The organism is Shivajiella indica (assembly GCF_042683085.1).
GTDB lineage: Bacteria > Bacteroidota > Bacteroidia > Cytophagales > Cyclobacteriaceae > Shivajiella > Shivajiella indica.
Genome location: NZ_JBHUIV010000037.1, coordinates 21235 through 41756, shown reverse-complemented (window position 1 = coordinate 41756; position 20522 = coordinate 21235). Strand labels below are relative to the sequence as shown.

Below are 20522 nucleotides of genomic sequence, written 5' to 3'. Positions count from 1 at the left end.
TCAGAGACGATGACGTTGATAGGCTGCAGGTGTAAAGTCAGTAATGACAAAGCCGAGCAGTACTAATAGCCCGAAAGCTTACTTCAGGTCGCCCTGTTGCATTTTCTGCGAGACATATCAATAAGAAACAAGAAACAAGAGACAAGAGCCAAGACTCGTGTATCGAAAGAACAAAGATATTAAGAGATTGAAGTGAAACGGGTCTAAAAGTCCCGCATCTCGCATCTAGAAGTCTCAAAGATTAGGCGGCCCAGCGCAGGGGTCCCACCTCTTCCCATCCCGAACAGAGAAGTTAAGCCCTGCAGCGCCGATGGTACTGGGGTTACACCCGGGAGAGTAGGTCGCCGCCACATTATTAAGACCCTCAGGAGATATCCTGGGGGTTTTGTGTTTTAGGGACAACAGGCCAGATGCGAGAGGCGAGAGGATAGATTAGACTCAAGAGAATCAAGAATAAAGAAACAAGATTTTGATAGGTGGATGTCGAAAGGCGGATTTCGGAAATAGTTGTCACGTCCTGAATTTACTTGACACAATTTTAATTGTTCAACCCCTTTAGGGTTGGGATTCTATTTTAGATTTTAAACTTCCAACCCCGCATTTCATACGGGGCTAATCAAGGTTAAACCACTTCGTGGTTATATAACTTTTCTAAAGTGTGGACTTTTTCTCTTGTGTCCTTTTGTCACTGTGGTGGTTCAAAAATAATCTCTCTGGGGTTATCTCATTGTTTTTTGAACAAAGGAAAAGGCTATTTTGGATTTGAAATTACCATGAAATTTCTGCCATTACGGGAAAATGATCAGAAGGATATTTCATCCCGTAATTGTCCGTCAGGATTCCATGCCTTAAAACTGTAATATTCGGACTGACAAAAATATGATCAATTATTCCCTCAGGTAGCTTGTCCCAAATATAGCCATTGAAAGTTCCCTGGTTTCCAATGGAAGGGATTTTGGATATCAATCTACTGTCTTTTAAATTAGAATTTTGGATTACTGTCAGGTATGCGGGGTTATCCGGAGTTACGTTGAAATCCCCCATAAAAATGACAGGTAGATTATTGTTGTTGATCTCTTTTATCTTTGACAGTACTAATTTACTGCTTTCTTCCCTTGCCAATTGCCCTATATGGTCATAATGTATGTTGAAAACATAAAATTGTTTGTTTCCCTTTTTTATTTTAAATCTCCCCCAAGTACATACCCTGTTTAATGCAGCATCCCAACCTTTGGAGGGCTTTTCCGGACTATCAGAAAGCCAGAAAGTTTCCTGTTCCATCACTTCAAATAGCTCTGGATTATAAAAAATCGCACTGAATTCTCCCTCATTTCCTCCTTTGTCCCTTCCAACTCCAATATAAGGGTAGCCAATTCCAGCCTTAATGTCTTCTAATTGATGATATAGTCCTTCCTGGGTACCGATTATATCCATTTTGTGAAACTTAATCTGATTGATCAAATGGATAGATCTGTCTTTCCATAAATTCCCAATGTCATTGGGGTTGTCAAATCTTATGTTATACGTGGCAATTTGATAACTTTGGGCAAAGACAATCCCAGAGGATAAAAAAGAAAATCCCAATAAAGTAAAAATCAAACAAATGGTTTTAGGGTTTAAAATCTTCATGGCTGTTATTTTTGTGAATGGAATATAATAAAATAGAAACAAGGTTTTCCAACCGTTTAGAAAAAGGTTTTGTTAAAACATAAAACAAAGACATGAAAACTATAAACCCAAAAGAGATCAGTACGACTCTGCTTCATAGTTATTTATTAGGTTCTATCGCTCCAAGACCTATTGCATTCGCCAGTACAATTGACAAAGACGGTAATGTAAATTTGAGCCCATTTAGTTTTTTCAACGTTTTTGGTTCAAATCCTCCCATTTTGATTTTTTCTCCTGCAAGGAGGGTCAGGGATAACAGTACCAAGCATAGCCTGGACAACGTGAAGGAAGTACCAGAGGTGGTAATCAATATTGTGAATTATGAGATGGTGGAACAGATGTCCCTGGCCAGTACTGAATATGAAAGAGGTGTAAATGAGTTTGTGAAAGCGGGTTTGACTGAAGAAAACTCCATAATGGTTAAGCCCCCAAGAATTAAGGAATCTCCGGCAGCATTTGAATGTAAGGTAGTAGAAGTGATTCCCTTCGGTGAAGAGGGGGGAGCAGCTAACCTGGTTGTTTGTGAGGTTATTTTAGCCCATTTCAAAGAGGAGATTTTTGGAGAGAACGGTCAAATTGATCCTTTTAAATTGGATGCAGTTGCCAGGATGGGAGGAGATTGGTATTGTAGGGCCAATGGGCAAGCACTTTTTGAAATACCAAAACCATTAAGAAATAAAGGGATTGGAGTAGATAATATTCCTAAAGAAATCAAAAACAGTGTTGTCCTGACCGGGAATAATTTAGGAAGATTGGGTAATGTTGAAAAAATTCCTTCCGAAGAGGAAATAGAGGCTTATGCCAAGCAGCCTACTATTAAAGAAATGAAACTTCGTTTTAAAAATGATAAAGAGAGCTTTTTATTCCATCTGCATGAATATGCTAAAGAAGTTCTCGAAAACGGAGATGCTGAAACAGCATGGAAAATCTTACTCCAGAAATTTTGAAAGTTTTACTAGAATTTTAGGCAATTAGAGGATTTTTCGTAATTAAAAAAAAGGAGCATCAAGGCTCCTTTTTTTATTGAATAAGATAATCATAGGGGGATCTTAACATCAGGCCCTCGTATTTTTTTATACTTTCGATCTGCTTGTAAACGGGATAAAGATTACCGAATTTTTGTTTTTGATAATACGCCTGTACCTCATTTGAAAATTGGCTTAAAAACCTTTCAAACCAAGGTTTGATTTCAGGATAATATACTACCCTATAGTCATCTCCAAGATCTGCTTTTTCTGCAGCGATTTTTATAGCATCCTCCAATCCTCCCAAAACATCGACCAGCCCATTTTCCAAAGCTTGGTTACCTGTCCATACCCTTCCAGAAGCAACGCCCATTACTTCTTCTTTTGTCATATCTCTACCCTCTGCAACTCTTTCCAGGAATATGTCATATCCCTCTTCTACTTGACCCTGAAATATACTCCTTTCTAATTCACTGACTTTTCTTGTTGGACTGAGGAAATCTGAAAATTGGCCTGTTTTCACTACATCAGTCGTAATTCCCAGTTTGTGGTTGAGTAATCCCTGGGCATTGAACCATAAGGCGAAAATTCCAATAGAACCGGTAATGGTGTTGGGTTGTGCCACGATGGTATCTGAGGCAGCAGCAATATAATACCCACCTGAAGCGGCAACTTCACCCATGGATGCAATGACAGGTTTTTCCTTCCTTGCCAATTCAAGTTCTCTCCAAATCACCTCAGAAGCCAAAGCTGAACCTCCCGGAGAGTTTACCCTAAGAACTATTGCTTTCACATTATCATTCTCCCTGGCTTTTTTGATTTCTTTTTTAAACTTCTCTGAACTGATCAATCCATCTGTTTCTCCGCCCATGATTTCACCTTCAGCAACTATAACCGCGATTCTGTTTCCTGAATACTTCTTTTTTGAAGTAGGGACTTTATTGATTCCGCTGATATTGATTGTATTGATTTTATCCTCTTTTTCCAGACCAAGTTTTTGTTTCATCAGATCAATCACCTGGTCTTCATACCAAATTCCATCTACGATATTCAATTCTGTAGCATCCTTTAGTTTTCTTACCAGCATATTGGAATTGATATTTGTAATTGTTTCAAAATCCAACCCTCTACTTTCTGCTATTTCACGCAAATAAAACTCATTCATGTCGTTCAGGAAGGACTGGGTCTGAAGTCTGTTTTCTTCACTCATTTTATCCAATAAAAATGGTTCAACCGCACTCTTAAAATCACCCACCCTGAAAACCTGTGGTTCAATTTCCAATTTTTCAAATAAACCTTTAAAAAATACGATTTCAGAGGCAAGGCCGTTAAATTCAACCAATCCGGACGGGTTGATATATATTTCATCGGAGATGGAACTCAGATAATATCCGTTTTCCGAATAAATCTCCCCATAGCTGATGATGAATTTTCCTGATTCTTTAAAACTTTTAAGTTCGTCCCTCAACTCTTTTATCCCAGCCTGTCCGGCAATTATGGTTCCCCCTTTCAGAAAAATGCCTTTGATATTTTCATTTGTTTTGGCGGTTTTAATCGCGTTTTTCAAACTTGTTAATCCTATTGTAGGAACACCGCCGAAGAGACTTATTGAGGAGAAATCAGGATCATCTTCACTGCTTCTTTCTACCAAAACCCGTCCTTCAAGATTCATGACCAAAACAGTATTTTCTTTTAGACTGATTTCTTCTTCAGAAGAGGATATCACAGCAATGATTCCTGCCAAAAAGAAAAAGCTGAGTACAGAGAAAATCAATAAGCCGACGATCACGGCCAAGACGTTACCAAGGAATCTCATATTCTATTTTGTTTTATGGGCTAAATTACTTCTTTTTTATTTATGTTTGACGTACTTCTATTAACAGTTAAATGGAAAAACTAGTTTTGATTATCGGAGGAAATCTTGGGGATAGAATAAAACTGATCCATGAAACTGTTCTGATGTTAAATCAGATTTTCGGTTTTCCTCTCTTATCCTCTTCCATATTTGAAAGCAGCCCATGGGGAGGTAATTCTTCAGGCAAATACCTTAATCAGGTTTTGGTTTATAATACTGATGTAAACCCTAAAAAGGTATTAGAACTTATTCAACATATTGAGAACTCCCTTGGAAGGAAAAGAGATGTGAAATGGGGAGATAGGACCATGGATATTGATATAATATATTATGGAAAAAAAGTAATGTCTAGCAAAACGCTTACCATCCCTCATCCATACATCTCAGAAAGAAAATTTGTTTTGGAGCCATTGCAGGAAATCCTTCCTGATTTCATTCATCCTGTTATAAAAAAATCGCATATTCAACTCAATGGTGAATGCTTGGACAAATCGGAAGTGAAAAAATATCAAAAAAGCCCAGGTTGAACCGGGCTTTTGATTTTTAAATGCTTGAAACTTCTGCTTCCTTGTGGATTTTTTTCACTAATCCTTGTAAAACTTTTCCAGGCCCGCACTCGATAAAATGGGTGGCACCATCTTCCACCATGTTTTGTACAGACTGGGTCCATTTAACAGGTGCAGTAAGTTGGGCTATTAAATTCTTCTTAATTTCTTCTACATCACTTACCCCGGTTGTACTCACATTTTGATATACAGGACAGCTTGGTTTATTGAATTGGGTACTCTCTATTGCTTTTTTTAATTTTTCACCTGCTGGAGCCATAAGAGGGGAGTGGAAAGCACCACCTACGGGTAGGGGTAGGGCTCTTTTCGCACCTGCTTCTTTCATCTTTTCGCAGGCAATTTCGATGCCTTTATTACTACCGGATATTACCAATTGACCAGGGCAGTTGTAATTGGCAGGCACAACTATTTCGTTTGAGATACCCTGACAGATTTCTTCAACTTTTTCATCTTCCAAGCCTAATATGGCAGCCATCCCAGATGGGTTGATTTCACAGGCTTCCTGCATTGCCAATGCCCTTTGATATACCAATTTTAGGCCGTCTTCAAAGGCCAGGGTGCCATTGGCAACCAATGCGGAAAATTCCCCCAATGAATGGCCTGCCACCATATCAGGGTTAAAATCAGGGGAAGTTTTTGCTAGGATGACTGAATGAAGAAATATAGCAGGTTGGGTTACTTTGGTCTGTTTTAATTCTTCATCACTACCTTCAAACATGATGTCAGAAATCCTAAACCCTAAAATTTCGTTTGCTTTCTCAAACAGTGCTTTGGCTTCGCTATTGTTTTCATACAGATCTTTTCCCATTCCTGAAAATTGGGCTCCCTGTCCGGGAAAAACATATGCTTTTTTCATTATTTAAGAATTTGTGAGTTGCAAATATACCAAAAAATAAAAGGCCTGGATAATGGCCCTTCACTGTTATTTTATTCCATTGTACCTACTATAATGTATCTATATTCATTCCCCCCAAATCATATATTTCAGTAATCTCTTTTAGAATACTTTTGAAGTCGATCTTTAAATCAATCAATTTCCCTGTTGCAACATCGAAGACCCAGCCATGTATTTTTAATCCTCTGCTTCTCACTGCTTTTTGAACAGTCGCTGTTTTCAAAACATTCACACACTGCTCCTGCACATTCAACTCCACCAATCTGTTATATTTCTCTGATTCGTCTGTGATGTTATTAAGCTCTTTTCTATGAATTCTGTAAACATCTCTTATATTCCTCAGCCATGGATTTAATATGCCTAAATCTGCAGCATTCATCGCTGCTTTTACCCCGCCACAATAATAATGTCCACAAACCACGATATGGTCCACCTTTAAATTTTCAACCGCATAGGTTAATACGGACATCATGTTGAGGTCAATACTGATGACCATATTGGCTATGTTCCTATGGACAAAAACTTCTCCCGGTTGCACTCCCATCAAATCCTCTGCTGTTACCCTGCTATCAGAACATCCAATGTATAAAATATCCGGATTTTGACCTTTTGCCAATTCTTGAAAATAATCTGGATTTTTTTCCAGTTTACCAGCAATCCATGCCTCGTTATTTTTGAAAACAGATGTTATATCCATCACTTATCATTAATTTGTTTAATGATACATTAAAAAAAAATTAATACCAAAACAAAATATTGAAAGGGAAGCTGTTCGTCTAAAGATCTTGACTATTGAGGAATTTTGACTTTTCTCTTTCATTCGGCAAGCGGCAGGTTTCTTTTTTACCAAACCATTTATATCTGTTCCTGGCAATCCAATCATAAATAGGATCTCTTAAAAATCCGGGAAATAGGATGAGAGTATAAAATATGGGCCAAAATCCGCTTAAATTTTTACTTATTTCCAAAGCTGCCCGGCTTTTTGAAAATACATCATTTCCCCTTACTAATAAAATTGAATCTGGGAAGCCTTCTGTTAACTTATAATTTTCCAATAACTTCTGGGCAATCCCGTCCTGAAGAGAAACAAATTTATACTTATTTTTTTTGTCTCTTTTGATTATAAAATCAACGGCGTCATTGCAAAGATTGCAGACGCCGTCAAACAGAATGATATCAAACCGATCCTGAATCCTCATCGGATAATCTGAACTGTTCCTTTTAGTTTTTTCTCCTGAAGTGAAGGATCCAAAGCATCAAACCTTACGGTTGCTGAGTAGAAATAGGTTCCTGCAGGTAATTCATTGCCGTTTTTATCCCTTCCATTCCATCTGATGAAAACATCATTTTCATTAGATGAAAGACTATTGTAAGTAAAGACTTCTACCCCCCATCTATTGACAATGAATATTTCTACACCTACCACAAATCTTGGGCATTTATCAAAAGGATTATCAAATGCCATGAATGTATCATTGATTCCATCTCCGTTTGGTGTAAATGCATTTGGCAATTCATAGGAAGGACAGTTATCCACGCAGACAATATTACTGGGTTCGCTTTCATTTCCAGAACGATCTACTGCAGTGATATAATAGCAGCCCCTATAGTTTGTCAGGTTTGAAACCGTGGCCTGGAATTCAAAAGGAGAATAGGTTCCGACAAGATTGAATTGACCTTCCTGGCCATTTTGGTTAAAATAAAGCCTAAACTCATTTAATTCATCATCGCAGACTCCTGTAAAGTCCGGCTCCCAACTTAATTCATGTTCAAAACTATTAAAGCCACAGATTTTATCTGATAAAAATTCAGTACAATCTGGCCCTTCAAAGGTTAGAACTGGTGGGCAAGGTAACCTATCATCATCCGGTCTGGCACAGACTATTTGCGATTTGTTTTCCAGTGGATAATCTATCCTATCAATATTGTAGATACCTTTAGTTATGACGTAATAGCAATATTCAATATCTTTTTTTAAGGAAACCCCGTTATGACTGCCATCATCAAAATAGGAGAAACCAGAAGTAGACGGGTCGACTTCTGCAATCAATACAAAATTATCCGCATCCTGCGCATCTGGATCTGTCCTGTTTCGGTATACTTCGTGTTTAAACTGGGATACTACATTGTTCCAAGGGACATTAAAAGTCCAGTTCAATTCAATGGCCTCATTGATAATTGTAGGCGAAAGCCTGACAGATGAAGCAGAACTTGAGCTGTCTATTGTGACATTATTTTGTTTCAGGATCACCTTATAATTATAAACCAGATTTTCAGTGTTTAGTCCTGTATCTGTAAATAAGGTGTCAGATGTCGTTACAACGGAAACTCTGTTTTGGTTTCCGGTAAAACCGGTATTTCTAAAGAGCTCATAGGTAAATGGACCTGGAAATTGGGTTCTGTCAATATCATAGGGAGGAGTCCATTTTACAAATATCTGCCCAGTTTCGGTATCTGTTTCCTCCACACTCACATTCGTAATGATGGGAACATCTACATCTACTGTGATACATATTTCTTCCGAAACGATACTTTCCCCTAACCTAGGTTGTGGAAATGCAGCAACTAAGCGGTAACAATATGTATTGCCGGGGGCAAGGCCTTCTCCATTATTATTATCCAAAAATTCAAAAACCCCCATGTTTGTAACGCCTACAAGTTCGTAACCCGCTCTGATCCCTGTTTCACAGGAGTCTGGTTCATATGGATCTGAATTGATTCTCCTCCAAACCTGCATGGTCTCGGCGGTACTACCACAGGAATAAGGTTCCCATGAGACATTGGCGGATCTTCCTTGTTGTTGTTCTACATCTTCCAAAACCGGTGGTGGTCCAACTACTTTGATATTCCAGGTTTTGATGTCCACCAATGCCGGGCCTGATCTAGGTTGATCGGTAATTCTTATCCTTACCTGATATTCTCTCTGCCGCACGTGGCTACAAATTGTCTGCCAATCAAAATTGATAATTCCTGGACTTTGTTGGAAAATACTTTTCGGGGAATAGTCGGCAGGGGATGAAGTTATCTCAATTGGATCCCCAAAAACCTCAATTTTGACCGGATCCCCATCAGGATCTGAACCTTGGATTATTTCTTCAATTCTTGTTCCTGCAATTACACATAAATCTGGGGGAAGAATCAATTCTGGCCTTCGGTTATTGGTGTTTTCTATGATGATCTGCATGTCCCTAATGACATAACCGATCATGATGTATTCTCCTCCTATTTTACGCCATTCCTGAATTTGGAAAGCAATGTTATATTGGCCTGCCAATCCCGGTGCATCCCAAAAAAGATCACCTGTAATTGGATCCATAGATATAAATGGATTTCCTGACCCATCCTCCCTATTGAAACTGAATTCACTGGACGCAGGACTTCTATAATTATTTACAAATCTTTGGAATCCCTGCTTTGGTTTAATAGTGACTTCATCAAAAAAGTAAGCTAAGCTATCTCCGTCTGGATCATACGCTCCAGGGTTGTGTATATATCTGATGTTGACTCCACCATTATCCACCGGAGGGATTGTCAGAACAGGGGAGTTGTTGATGCCAATAAATGGATCGATGGTGATCATTGTTTCTACGTAAAATGGGGTATCAACAGAATTGTCCATATTTAAGGTGGCATCATTTCTATTGAATTCCCTGAACCTGATCACATATTGCCCTGGACCTTGATAGGTATGGGTAATCACGAAGGTGTTTTTTTCAATCATATTTCCCAGTGATTCCACAAGAACAAAGTCACTTTCTGTATTTAAACTCACTTCTCTTCCATCCCCAAATTCTATATCTCCAGGACCAAATATTACGCTTGACCTGGTATCTGTGTAACCGACTACAGTTATTTTGTAAGTGAGTGTTACAGGAGACACCCTTTCAGCAGTGATTTCCCCGGCCCTGATATGCGTGGCATATGAGAATTGGGTTATTGTTAAAAGTGCTAAACAAAAAACTACAAATAATATAAATCTGAATTTCATGAATTTTCAGCTTTGTTTTTAGACTATATACGAAAGTAAACAAATCAGGATGAAAATATTCTATTTATTCAAACAATAAAAATAAACACTTGGTTAAAAAGACATTCAAAATACAACAAACATTTAATTTGAATACCTATTTAGAACGTTTTAAAATAAGTTTAAAGGATGAATTATGGATTGTTTGCTAAGATTTCCAAATGTAAATTTGTCCACGGAGTAAAATCTTAAAAAATCAATCGCACAATTAAGAAAAGTCATATGAGTTGGGTATCAAAAACCTTAAATAGCACCTTGGGCAGAAAGTTACTAATGGCCCTCACTGGATTGTTTCTCATTTTGTTCCTTATAGGGCACGTGTCGGGAAATACTCTATTATTTAAAAATGACGGAGGAGAGGCATTTAATATCTATGCCAAGTTTATGACCACTAATCCTGCGGTCAAAATTTTATCCTACCTCACCTATATTTCGGTAATCGCCCATGTAATCTATTCTATTATTCTTACTAGAGTTAACAAGTCAGCAAGACCTGTACCCTATGCAAGTAATCAAGCATCCACCAATTCTGCTTGGAACTCAAGAAACATGGGTGTTTTGGGTACAATTATTTTGATTTTCCTGGTAATCCACATGCAGGGATTCTGGTATCAAATGCACTGGGGTAATTTGCCTATGGTTACCTATAACGGTGAAGAATACAAAGATCTGTACACAATTGTCCAATTTGCCTTTCAGCAGGAATGGTTGGTCGCCCTTTATGTCGTCTCCATGGTATTCCTGGGATTTCACTTATCTCATGGATTTGCCAGTGCATTCCAGACCCTGGGCCTCAACCATGTGAAATATTCGCCGGCAATCAAGAAGTTAGGCATGGCATTCAGTATTATTGTTCCGGCTCTTTTTGCCAGTATGCCCTTGTACATCTATTTCTCATAAATGAATTAAACAAAATCAAGTATGATTCTAGATTCTAAAATTCCAGAAGGCCCTTTAGCAGAAAAGTGGTCAAAACATAAATTCAATGTAAAATTGGTCAACCCGGCCAATAAAAGAAAATACGATGTAATTGTGGTAGGTACAGGTTTGGCCGGAGCATCTGCAGCTGCTTCGCTGGCTGAACTTGGCTATAATGTCAAGGCTTTCTGTTTCCAAGACAGTCCCAGAAGAGCCCATTCCATTGCCGCACAAGGTGGAATTAATGCTGCTAAAAATTATCAGAATGATGGGGATTCTGTATATAGATTATTCTATGACACCATCAAAGGAGGAGATTACAGGGCAAGAGAAGCCAATGTATATAGGTTGGCAGAGGTCTCTGTGAATATTATCGACCAATGCGTGGCACAAGGTGTTCCTTTTGCCAGGGAATATGGTGGATTATTGGCCAACAGGTCCTTTGGGGGTGCCCAGGTTTCCAGGACTTTTTATGCCAGAGGCCAAACCGGACAGCAATTGTTGTTGGGAGCCTATTCTGCGTTGAGCAGGCAGGTGGCCAATGGAAAGGTTAAATTGTATCCAAGAACTGAAATGATGGATGTGGTATTGGTAGACGGTAAGGCAAGAGGTATTGTAACCCGTAACCTTATCACAGGAGCGATAGAATCCCATTCAGCACATGCTGTTTTGTTATGTACCGGTGGCTATGGAAACGTGTTTTTCCTTTCTACAAACGCTATGGGTTCAAATGTAACAGCTGCTTGGAGAGCGCATAAAAAAGGAGCTTTGATGGCCAATCCATGCTTCACCCAAATTCACCCAACCTGTATCCCTGTTTCAGGTGACCACCAGTCAAAATTAACTTTGATGTCCGAATCCTTGAGAAATGATGGAAGAGTTTGGGTTCCTGCAACAAAGGAAACTGCTGATAAATTAAGAAAGGGCCAAATTCAGGCAAATGATATCAAAGAAGAGGACAGGGATTATTTCCTGGAGAGAAAATATCCTTCATTTGGTAACCTTGTACCTAGAGATGTAGCTTCCAGAAATGCCAAATATGTATGTGACGAGGGAAGAGGAGTGAATGAAACAGGAGAGGCAGTTTTCCTTGATTTCAGGGATGCTATCATTAGAGATGGCAAAAATGTAATTGAAGCTAAGTATGGCAACCTGTTTGACATGTATCAGCAAATTACGGGCGAGGATCCCTATAAAGTTCCAATGATGATTTATCCTGCTGTGCATTATACCATGGGCGGTCTTTGGGTAGATTATAACCTGATGACCAATATCCCTGGTTTATACGCACTCGGAGAAGCAAATTTCTCAGACCATGGAGCCAATAGATTGGGAGCTTCTGCTCTGATGCAGGGATTAGCTGATGGATATTTCGTTATACCCTACACTATTGGGGATTATTTGGCACAAACCCCTTCTACAAAAATTGCATCTGATCATCCTGAATTCCAAAAGGCTGAGAAAGAAGTAAAAGATAGAATTCAAAAATTATTGGGCATAAAAGGTGATAAAACCGTAGATCATTTCCATAAGAAATTGGGAAAAATCATGTGGGAATACTGCGGTATGGCAAGGAATGAAGAAGGTCTGAAAAAAGCCAAAGCGATGATCAAGGAACTGAAATCCGAATTCTGGTCCAATGTCAAGGTCTTGGGAGAAAATGAAGAACTCAATCAATCATTGGAAAAAGCCCATAGAGTTGCAGATTTTATTGAACTGGGAGAATTGATGGTGGATGATGCCTTAAATAGAAACGAATCCTGTGGAGGGCATTTCAGAGAAGAATATCAAACTCCGGAAGGTGAAGCCTTAAGGGACGATGAAAATTTCGCTTATGTAGCCGCCTGGAAATATTTGGGAGAGGGTCAGGAAGAGGAACTGGTTAAAGAGCCTTTGAAATTTGAAAATGTGAAGTTGACCCAAAGAAGTTATAAGTAATTGTAAAAGCATTAAACTCGTCAGAGCCATGAATTTAACTTTGAAAATCTGGAGACAGAAAAACACTTCCGATAAGGGAGGTTTTAAAGAATATAAATTAGGGGGTATTTCCAAAGACATGTCCTTCCTTGAAATGTTGGATGTATTGAACGAGGATCTCTCTGAAAAAGGGGAAGATCCGGTTCACTTTGACCATGACTGTAGAGAAGGTATCTGCGGAATGTGTTCCTTATTCATCAACGGCAAGCCCCATGGTCCTTTGCAGACCACTACCTGTCAGCTGCATATGAGGTCATTCAATGATGGAGAAACTATCACTATTGAGCCTTGGAGAGCCAAAGCCTTTCCTGTAATGAAAGACTTGGTTGTAGATAGGTCTGCATTTGACAGAATTATTCAGGCAGGTGGATATGTTTCAGTAAATACAGGGGGCGTACCAGATGCCAACGAAATCCCTATTCCAAAAACCATTGCAGACCAGGCTATGGATGCTGCCCAATGTATTGGGTGCGGCGCTTGCGTAGCAGCCTGTAAAAATGCTTCCGCCATGCTTTTCACTTCAGCCAAAATATCCCAATTGGCACTATTGCCCCAAGGTCAGGTGGAAAGAAAAAGAAGAGCGGAGCAAATGGTGGCCCAAATGGATGCAGAGGGTTTTGGAGCATGTACAAATACAGGAGCATGTGAGGCAGAATGTCCAAAAAGTATCAGTATTACCAATATTGCAAGAATGAACAGAGAGTATTTCACAGCTGTAGTGAGCAGTGAAAATCTTTGATTCAAGATTGTTGTTTGATTGATATAGCCGGCTTGTCCGGCTTTTTTTATGTCAATTTAGGAAAAAATCCATATAACGATCCAATTAGATGAATTCTTGCTTTTAGACTAAATAAATTATCATTATCTTTGAAAATTCATATTAATTTAAAGTTTTGTTAATTATAAAGAAAGGGATTTAAATGCATTACATTGACCTTGGCATTTTTGTCGGGTACATGTTCTTGATGTTGGGGGTAGGTTATTACTTCATGCATCAAAATAAAAGTCAGGATGATTATTATGTGGGGGGCAGGAATATTGGCAGTTGGCATATCGGTCTATCTGTTGTAGCTACGGATGTAGGTGGTGGTTTTTCCGTCGGTTTGGGAGGGCTGGGTTTTGTCATGGGACTTTCAGGAAGCTGGATGTTGTTTACGGGATTATTGGGTGCATGGCTGGCAGCAGTTTTTTTAATTCCCAGGGTAAAGCAGGATAAAGCATTTGCTGGTTTTTATACCTTTCCTCAAATATTCAACCACCTTTTTGACAGGAAAGTAGGAATTGTCGCGGCGGTTATTTCACTGATAGGTTATTTAGGATTTACTTCTTCCCAATTATTGGCAGGGGCCAAACTGGCTTCAGGAACCTTTTCAGAACTGGGTCTGACCGAAGCTTTGGTGTTGATGAGTATAATTGCCGTAATTTATACTGTACTGGGTGGATTGAAGGCTGTAATTTATACAGACACTGTTCAATGGATTATTCTAATGGCAGGATTTATTTTTATTGGACTGCCTGTTGCTTATTTTCACGTTGGAGGATGGGAAAATATTAGAAGCACCCTACCGGCTGAGTTTTTGTCTTTATCCAATTTAAGTTGGCAGGACTTTGCAAACTGGGGAATAACCATCCTCCCCATTTGGTTTATAGGGATGACCCTTTACCAAAGGATTTTTGCAAGTAGGGATGTCAAATCAGCTAAAAAAGCATGGTTTATTGCTGGACTCTTTGAATGGCCGATCATGGCATTCATGGGTGTTTCTTTAGGATTATTATCGAAAGTCGCTTTTGAACAGGGATTGTTGGTATTTGATCTTGGAGAATTGGATCCTGAAATGGGATTGCCTATATTGTTAAGGACGATTCTTCCTCCCGGGATTTTGGGTTTAATGATGGCCGCTTATTTTTCAGCTGTACTTTCTACTGCAGATTCCTGTCTCATGGCCGCTTCAGGGAATCTCACCACTGATATTTTTGGAAAATGGTTAAAAAAGAAAAAAGAAAATTCTCAAATCAGATACAGTCAGGCATTCACACTTTTATTAGGAATCCTTGCCTTATGGATTGCTTTACAAATGACCAATGTCTTGTCCCTGATGTTATACAGTTATGCCTTTATGGTTTCCGGATTATTGATTCCGATTCTGTTTGGGCTATTTACCAATATGAAAACCCCATGGGCTGCAGTTACTTCCATGATTACCGGAGGCGCAGTTACTGCAAGCTTAGGGTGGTTAGAAGTTGACCTTTTTTTGGATTTAGATCCGAATTTTTTTGGGATTTTGACCTCTTTAGCAATGTATTTGCTTGTTTATAAACTGTTAAATAAAGAAAAACAAAATAAAACTAAAGTGTATGTTTAAATTAGAGACTTTATCAGCAGCCGACCAAGCCACCTTTTTACAGAAAAAAGAAATAGCAGATTTCTTATTTGTACAATTGGAGCAATATAGGGACCCTCATATCCATATTATGAACTGTCTGGATTATGCCTTGGATCATGCAGCTGATAAAGGTGGATTTGTGGTATTGGCAAGAGAGGAGGGGAAAATTGTAGGAGCTGTGGTGATCAATAAAACCGGGATGTCCGGATATATTCCGGAAAATATTCTAGTTTATATTGCAGTAGACGCTTCACAAAGAGGAAAAGGAGTGGGGAAAAAATTAATGAAAACAGCCATTGGTCTGGCAAATGGAGATATTGCGCTGCATGTCGAACCAGAAAACCCTGCAAAAAAACTATATGAAAGTTTGGGGTTTACCAATAAATACCTTGAAATGAGATTGAAGAAATAAAATGGCCTTTCTTACCTTAAATAGAAAAAAATTCCAAGAGAATTTCAATCACCTCAAAAATATGTTTGAGGAAAATGAGGTTTCCTGGGGAGTAGTTTCCAAATTACTTTGCGGCAATAAATTATTTTTGAAGGAACTGATTGATCTGGGGGTTAAAGAAATCCATGACTCTAGAATAAGTAATTTGGCAAAGATAAAAGAAATTAACCCTGATATTCAGACAGTGTATATTAAGCCTGTTTCCAAAAGGAATATTTCGAAAATGGTGAAGTATGCGGATGTAAGTCTGAACAGTGAACTGACGACCATCAAATGGATTTCAGAGGAAGCAGTTAGGCAAAATAAAATCCATAAAATCATCATCATGGTGGAAACCGGAGATTTGCGGGAAGGGGTGATGGGAGAACAGTTAGTGGATTTTTATGCAGGCATTTTTGAACTACCCAATATCGAAGTGATTGGTCTTGGAACCAACCTGAACTGTCTCAATGGCGTCATGCCCTCCACGGATAAGCTCATTCAGCTTTCTCTGTATAAGCAAATCATTGAACTTAAATTCAACAAAAAAATACCTTGGGTATCTGCTGGAACCTCCGTGACCATTCCGCTCATGCTCCAAAAGCAATTGCCGAAAGGAATTAATCATTTCAGGGTAGGGGAAACCCTTTACTTTGGTGTGGATTTATTTGAGGAAAAGGTGATCAAAGGTATGCATGGGGATGTATTTGAGCTTTATGCGGAAATAATAGAGATGCAGGAAAAGCCTTTGTTGCCAACAGGAACCTTAGCGGCAAATCCCCAAGGGGAAATCACTGAAATTGATGAGTCACTTTATGGTAGATCTTCTTTTCGTGCCATTCTTGATATTGGCCTATTGGATGTAGATCCAAAATACTTGATTCCTGAAGACGGAGAATTTGAAATTCTTGGGGCCAGTTCAGACATGTTAATTCTTAATCTCGGACAAAACCCCAAAAATTACAAAGTAGGTGATGTTGTCAAGTTCAATCTGAAATATATGGGAGCATTGGGAATTTTGAATTCCAGTTATGTGGATAAGGTAGTCAGTGAATAGGATTGGTCAATTAAAATTCTCCCTACTTACAATTATTTTTTATCATTCATGGAATTTATCCAATCTTTAATCAATTGTAAGCCTTCTTTATGGATAGTCACCCTGCCTATTTCAGGCATGGCTGCACCGACCAAATTGGTTCCCATCCTATAAGTAAGGATTGAATGATCTGCTTTTCCGGGGACTATATCATATTTGAAAGAACCGGCTCCAAAACCAGCAGCAACAGGAGTTTTGTTGACCCCTAATTTTAAAGAGTCCCTTTCCTCATAAGTCAAAAACAGACCAGAAGTACTGGCCGGACCCTGCTCCCTATGGCAATGACCGCAATTAATATCGAGGTAGGCCAAAGCCCTTAAATTCAAATCAACTGAAGGGTTATTGTAATTCACCATCGAAGGGTATGCTGTAGGGTCATTTATTCCTGACAAATAACCACTGTTTTCCCATTTCACTAACTGATTGATGGTCTCATGGCCAAAATCAAAATCATGATTGAGGTGTTTTGCTTTCACGCCGATTGGAGCCATCACTTCATGGATGTTATGACAGTTCTTGCATTGGTTTTTGTTGGGAACGATATAATTGATCACCTGCAAATCTCCTTTTTGATCAATCCAATGGACATTTTTCTCTGCCCCCACAACTTTGTACTCCGCATCACTCTGATCATCTTTCCAGACATAAGGATAAGCATCCCAAATACCATCTTTTTTTACAAGAAGCCTGGTTTCCAAAATTCTTTTTGTTCCCTCAGGATTGCTGAAATCAATAGGATAATAAAAGTTCTTGATGATAATGGTATGGTCAGGGAATTCCATTGTTCCTTCTTTATCCTCCAGAATTTTAGCAGAAGATCCGACAGGCATCCAAATAAACCTTGTTTTAAAAGCATAATCAGTGAATAAGGAAGAGGAAGGCTCATAAATCAACACACCCCCAGCTGGCTCTAAAGCATTTAATTTTCCTTTAAAGAATCCGTATTCAGAAAGTTTTTTATATGGGATATCCTCAAAATTAAGACTGGATAAATCGATTTCCGGAGCCTCCAAAGCCACAATTTGTGACTCATCCCACAAATCCATTTCAATTACCTCCTTCTCTTTACATGAAATGGATAGAGCAATTAAACCCAAGAAGAAAAGTTCGATGAAGATAGATTGTAAATTTTTCATGTAACTATAATTTGGCCACAGCACTTACGTCTGTTTTTATTTCCGTTTTGCAGTTGAAGGGGCTGTAATCCTTGGAAGCTTTTATGTTGTCCTCTCCTTCCCATAGGTCAAAAACAGTGATGTGTAAATTTTCCATATTTTTCTCCTGGATACAGATATTCATAGGGTTGCTTTGGATATTGTCACTTATTTTTTTATCCCAGAAACCATCATAGATGATGTCTTGGGTTTTCCCCTTTCCATGCGCATTATATATGGAAATTAACTGGCCAAACTCTTTGGTGAAATCAGGCAATTTCAATGTTCTTTTAAGGTCATTGTCATGGATGTAAATTTCAGAAGTGAAAGGGGACCAATTAGGGGCATCCATGGGAAATCCGGTGATATGATAATTGGCAATAGCAATGCCTACTGTTTTGTTTTTATGGATACGGTTATTGTAAACCTCCACTTCTTTTGCAGCAAGCAACACAATACCTGAACCTGGAGGAATCATGGTAACCGTGTTTCCGTTAGGTTCATCACTAAGTGGAGTAGCAAAATTTACATGATTGTTGGAAATCACCTCGTTATCATAAATTTTCGTTCCTTTACCGTCTGATTTTGGCAAGCCAGGTAAGTTAAAAACCAATATGCCTCCTGAATTATCCCTCGCTGTATTTCCGTAAACTTCAGCATTGTCGCAATTTTCAATTTCAATACCTGCTACATTGCCGAATGCCAGTGAATTTCTTACAATAATATTTTCAGATTGTCCCACATAGATTCCGGCATCTTTGGAATGAGAAGCTATACATTCATCGATCATAACATTTTTACATTGTACTGGGTAAATGGCATAGGTTCCATTTTTGGATTTTTCTCCATTGGTCCAGGTAACATTTACCTTTCTGAAAGTAATCCCATCACAATGCTGGCTTTTAATCCCATCTCCCGGAGCGTCTTCCACAGACAATTCTTCAATTTTGATATTGTTGCCCACCAGTTTAACCCCTTCTCCTCCAGCTTTCAATTCTTTGAAGGATAAGACGGTTTTGTCCATACCTTCCCCCTTGATGGTAATATTGTGGGTATTATCGAGAATGAGCTGTGTTTTTAAATTGTAAAAACCTGCAGGAATATGGATCACATCCCCTTCTTTGGCCATGATAAATGACTCAACCAACTTGTCTATTTCTTCTTGGTTTGCCCGTCTCAGCTTACTGCTGTCAAATGTCATTTCAGTTGTTGAGCTGGTGCAGGACCATAGGCTAAAAGCAAGGAGAAATGCAGGAAATAAAATGAATAGGTTGATGGATTTTTTCATAGCTGCAAGTTTTTAAACAGCTACAAAATTAATTTAATTGATCATCAAGCCATTTGACAAATGTCAAAAAATCAAATTGTTGACCTAATTCTGCTTAAAGTTTCCAATGACATATCCAAATAGGATGCAATTTGACCCACAGTCGCCTTTTGAATTATCAAAGGATTATCTCTTAGTAGATTCAAGTAACGTTCTTTTGCGGTTCTGAATTTTGAAAAAATGAACTGCTCTTCCAATTTAATATAGTATTGTTCAAGCACCAAACGATAAATATGTTCCAGGTATTTATCGCTATTCAGAAGTTGCTGCAAATCCTTATAATGAATTTGATAGAGTTCGCAATCTTCCAAAGTTTCTAAATTTTCATATCCTACCCTCTGTTTAATAAAACTTGACATGGCAGTAACAAAGTCTCCGGGAAAACTAAAACTGATGGTTACTTCTTTGTTATTAACAAAATAATAACTACGAAGCATGCCGGATTCTATAAAGTAAATGTAATTGGCAATATTTCCCTCTTTGACTAAAAAAGTCCCTTTTTGAATTTGGATAGGCTTCATTTTGGCAAAAAAAGCATGCAATGATGTTTCTGGGATATCATTAAACTCACTAAGAGTTTCTTCTAATTTTTTCACTAGGACTTAAACGTTGTTTGATTCCAATATCTTAAAAACAATCAAATAGCGCAATCAAAAATTTAAATCATAAAAATATTTTATCATTTGATCCTGTCCGGATTTTCTTCCAGGAAAGCTTTCCAACCTGCAGTTCTGCCCCTACTCTGAAGCCTTCCATCATGAAAGTGGTGGCAGAGGGCTACTGCCAAGGCATCAGTTGCATCCAATAATTTGGGGATTTCTTTTATATTCAGCAGGGTTTTGAGCATTTCAGCCACCTGTTCTTTGGAGGCATTTCCATTTCCTGTTACAGATTGCTTGACTTTTTTTGGGGAGTATTCAGCAATGGGAATCTCTCTTGCCAATGCCGCTGCCATAGCCACCCCTTGTGCCCTTCCCAATTTCAGCATGGATTGTACGTTTTCACCATAAAATGGAGCTTCCAATGCCACTGAATCTGGGTTAAATTCATCAATTAGACCGGTGATCCTTTCAAAAATCTTCTTCAACTTCAATTCGTGTCCTATATATTTTTTCAAATGGATGACGCCAAACTGTAAGAGGCTGTATTTATTTCCTTCTACTAAAATAATCCCATATCCCATCACGTTGGTTCCGGGGTCTATACCTAAAATTATTTTTTCCTTTATTGCTTTTTTATCTACTTTACTCATTACCGCAA

At 38.6% G+C, this 20522-nt stretch carries 18 protein-coding genes and 2 rRNA genes; 10 read left to right on the top strand and 10 right to left on the bottom strand.

Annotated features, from left to right (window positions below):
• Together ACFSKV_RS20545 and rrf are read left to right on the top strand one after the other, a co-directional pair.
• Positions 1–86: ribosomal RNA gene (locus tag ACFSKV_RS20545) — 23S ribosomal RNA — on the top strand; the annotation flags it as partial.
• 155 nt (positions 87–241) lie between these two features.
• A 5S ribosomal RNA gene (gene rrf, locus ACFSKV_RS20540) occupies positions 242–353 on the top strand.
• 415 nt (positions 354–768) lie between these two features.
• Here the strand turns inward: rrf and ACFSKV_RS20535 are convergent.
• Positions 769–1629, bottom strand: a complete 861-nt coding sequence (locus ACFSKV_RS20535; protein WP_380807148.1) for an endonuclease/exonuclease/phosphatase family protein — start codon at positions 1627–1629, stop codon at positions 769–771.
• Positions 1630–1721: 92 nt separating this feature from the next.
• On the opposite strand from ACFSKV_RS20535, the gene ACFSKV_RS20530 reads away from it, so the two are divergent.
• On the top strand, positions 1722–2615 hold the full coding sequence (locus ACFSKV_RS20530; protein ID WP_380807145.1) for a flavin reductase family protein: 894 nt from the start codon (positions 1722–1724) through the stop codon (positions 2613–2615).
• A gap of 73 nt (positions 2616–2688) precedes the next feature.
• Here the strand turns inward: ACFSKV_RS20530 and sppA are convergent, their stop codons facing one another.
• Complete coding sequence (sppA, locus tag ACFSKV_RS20525; RefSeq protein ID WP_380807142.1) at positions 2689–4449, bottom strand: signal peptide peptidase SppA; 1761 nt, start codon at positions 4447–4449, stop codon at positions 2689–2691.
• Positions 4450–4520: 71 nt separating this feature from the next.
• Between sppA and folK the strand changes: the two genes are divergently transcribed.
• Positions 4521–5015 (top strand): 2-amino-4-hydroxy-6-hydroxymethyldihydropteridine diphosphokinase, encoded by a 495-nt coding sequence (folK, locus tag ACFSKV_RS20520; protein WP_380807140.1) that lies wholly within the window; start codon positions 4521–4523, stop codon positions 5013–5015.
• A 16-nt stretch (positions 5016–5031) separates the two neighbouring features.
• On the opposite strand, the gene fabD is transcribed toward folK, so the two are convergent.
• The 4 genes from fabD to ACFSKV_RS20500 all read right to left on the bottom strand — a co-directional run bounded on the left by fabD (position 5032) and on the right by ACFSKV_RS20500 (position 9937).
• A complete protein-coding gene (gene fabD / locus ACFSKV_RS20515; RefSeq protein ID WP_380807138.1) occupies positions 5032–5910 on the bottom strand; it encodes an ACP S-malonyltransferase in 879 nt (292 codons plus the stop codon).
• 88 nt (positions 5911–5998) lie between these two features.
• The gene (locus ACFSKV_RS20510; protein WP_380807136.1) at positions 5999–6646 is read right to left on the bottom strand and encodes a carbonic anhydrase; all 648 of its coding nucleotides are present in this window, start codon (positions 6644–6646) and stop codon (positions 5999–6001) included.
• Positions 6647–6725: 79 nt separating this feature from the next.
• Positions 6726–7148 carry a thiol-disulfide oxidoreductase DCC family protein gene (locus tag ACFSKV_RS20505; RefSeq protein WP_380807135.1) on the bottom strand — a complete coding sequence of 141 codons (423 nt, stop codon included), beginning with the start codon at positions 7146–7148 and terminating at the stop codon, positions 6726–6728.
• Positions 7145–9937, bottom strand: a complete 2793-nt coding sequence (locus ACFSKV_RS20500) for a T9SS type B sorting domain-containing protein (RefSeq protein ID WP_380807132.1) — start codon at positions 9935–9937, stop codon at positions 7145–7147. The genes ACFSKV_RS20505 and ACFSKV_RS20500 overlap by 4 nt, the downstream gene beginning before the upstream one ends.
• A 261-nt stretch (positions 9938–10198) precedes the next feature.
• Here ACFSKV_RS20500 and ACFSKV_RS20495 point away from each other — a divergent pair, with 261 nt between their 5' ends.
• From ACFSKV_RS20495 to ACFSKV_RS20470, 6 genes are all read left to right on the top strand, one after another.
• The gene (locus ACFSKV_RS20495) at positions 10199–10876 is read left to right on the top strand and encodes a succinate dehydrogenase cytochrome b subunit (protein WP_380807131.1); all 678 of its coding nucleotides are present in this window, start codon (positions 10199–10201) and stop codon (positions 10874–10876) included.
• 21 nt (positions 10877–10897) lie between these two features.
• Complete coding sequence (locus tag ACFSKV_RS20490; RefSeq protein WP_380807129.1) at positions 10898–12832, top strand: fumarate reductase/succinate dehydrogenase flavoprotein subunit; 1935 nt, start codon at positions 10898–10900, stop codon at positions 12830–12832.
• A gap of 28 nt (positions 12833–12860) precedes the next feature.
• Positions 12861–13610, top strand: a complete 750-nt coding sequence (locus tag ACFSKV_RS20485; RefSeq protein ID WP_380807128.1) for a succinate dehydrogenase/fumarate reductase iron-sulfur subunit — start codon at positions 12861–12863, stop codon at positions 13608–13610.
• 181 nt (positions 13611–13791) lie between these two features.
• On the top strand, positions 13792–15234 hold the full coding sequence (locus ACFSKV_RS20480; protein WP_380807126.1) for a sodium:solute symporter family protein: 1443 nt from the start codon (positions 13792–13794) through the stop codon (positions 15232–15234).
• Positions 15227–15667 (top strand): GNAT family N-acetyltransferase, encoded by a 441-nt coding sequence (locus tag ACFSKV_RS20475; protein WP_380807123.1) that lies wholly within the window; start codon positions 15227–15229, stop codon positions 15665–15667. The genes ACFSKV_RS20480 and ACFSKV_RS20475 overlap by 8 nt, the downstream gene beginning before the upstream one ends.
• A gap of 1 nt (position 15668) precedes the next feature.
• A complete protein-coding gene (locus ACFSKV_RS20470; protein ID WP_380807122.1) occupies positions 15669–16742 on the top strand; it encodes an alanine racemase in 1074 nt (357 codons plus the stop codon).
• Between the two features lie 32 nt (positions 16743–16774).
• Here ACFSKV_RS20470 and ACFSKV_RS20465 read toward each other — a convergent pair whose 3' ends face one another.
• The 4 genes from ACFSKV_RS20465 to ruvC form a co-directional block, all read right to left on the bottom strand.
• Entirely contained in the window at positions 16775–17917 is a 1143-nt protein-coding gene (locus ACFSKV_RS20465) for an SO2930 family diheme c-type cytochrome (RefSeq protein ID WP_380807121.1), read from the bottom strand.
• Between the two features lie 4 nt (positions 17918–17921).
• Entirely contained in the window at positions 17922–19223 is a 1302-nt protein-coding gene (locus ACFSKV_RS20460) for a parallel beta-helix domain-containing protein (protein ID WP_380807118.1), read from the bottom strand.
• 71 nt (positions 19224–19294) lie between these two features.
• Positions 19295–19858 (bottom strand): Crp/Fnr family transcriptional regulator, encoded by a 564-nt coding sequence (locus ACFSKV_RS20455; RefSeq protein WP_380807117.1) that lies wholly within the window; start codon positions 19856–19858, stop codon positions 19295–19297.
• Positions 19859–19941: 83 nt separating this feature from the next.
• Entirely contained in the window at positions 19942–20514 is a 573-nt protein-coding gene (gene ruvC, locus ACFSKV_RS20450) for a crossover junction endodeoxyribonuclease RuvC (protein ID WP_380807114.1), read from the bottom strand.
• Positions 20515–20522 lie beyond the last annotated feature (8 nt).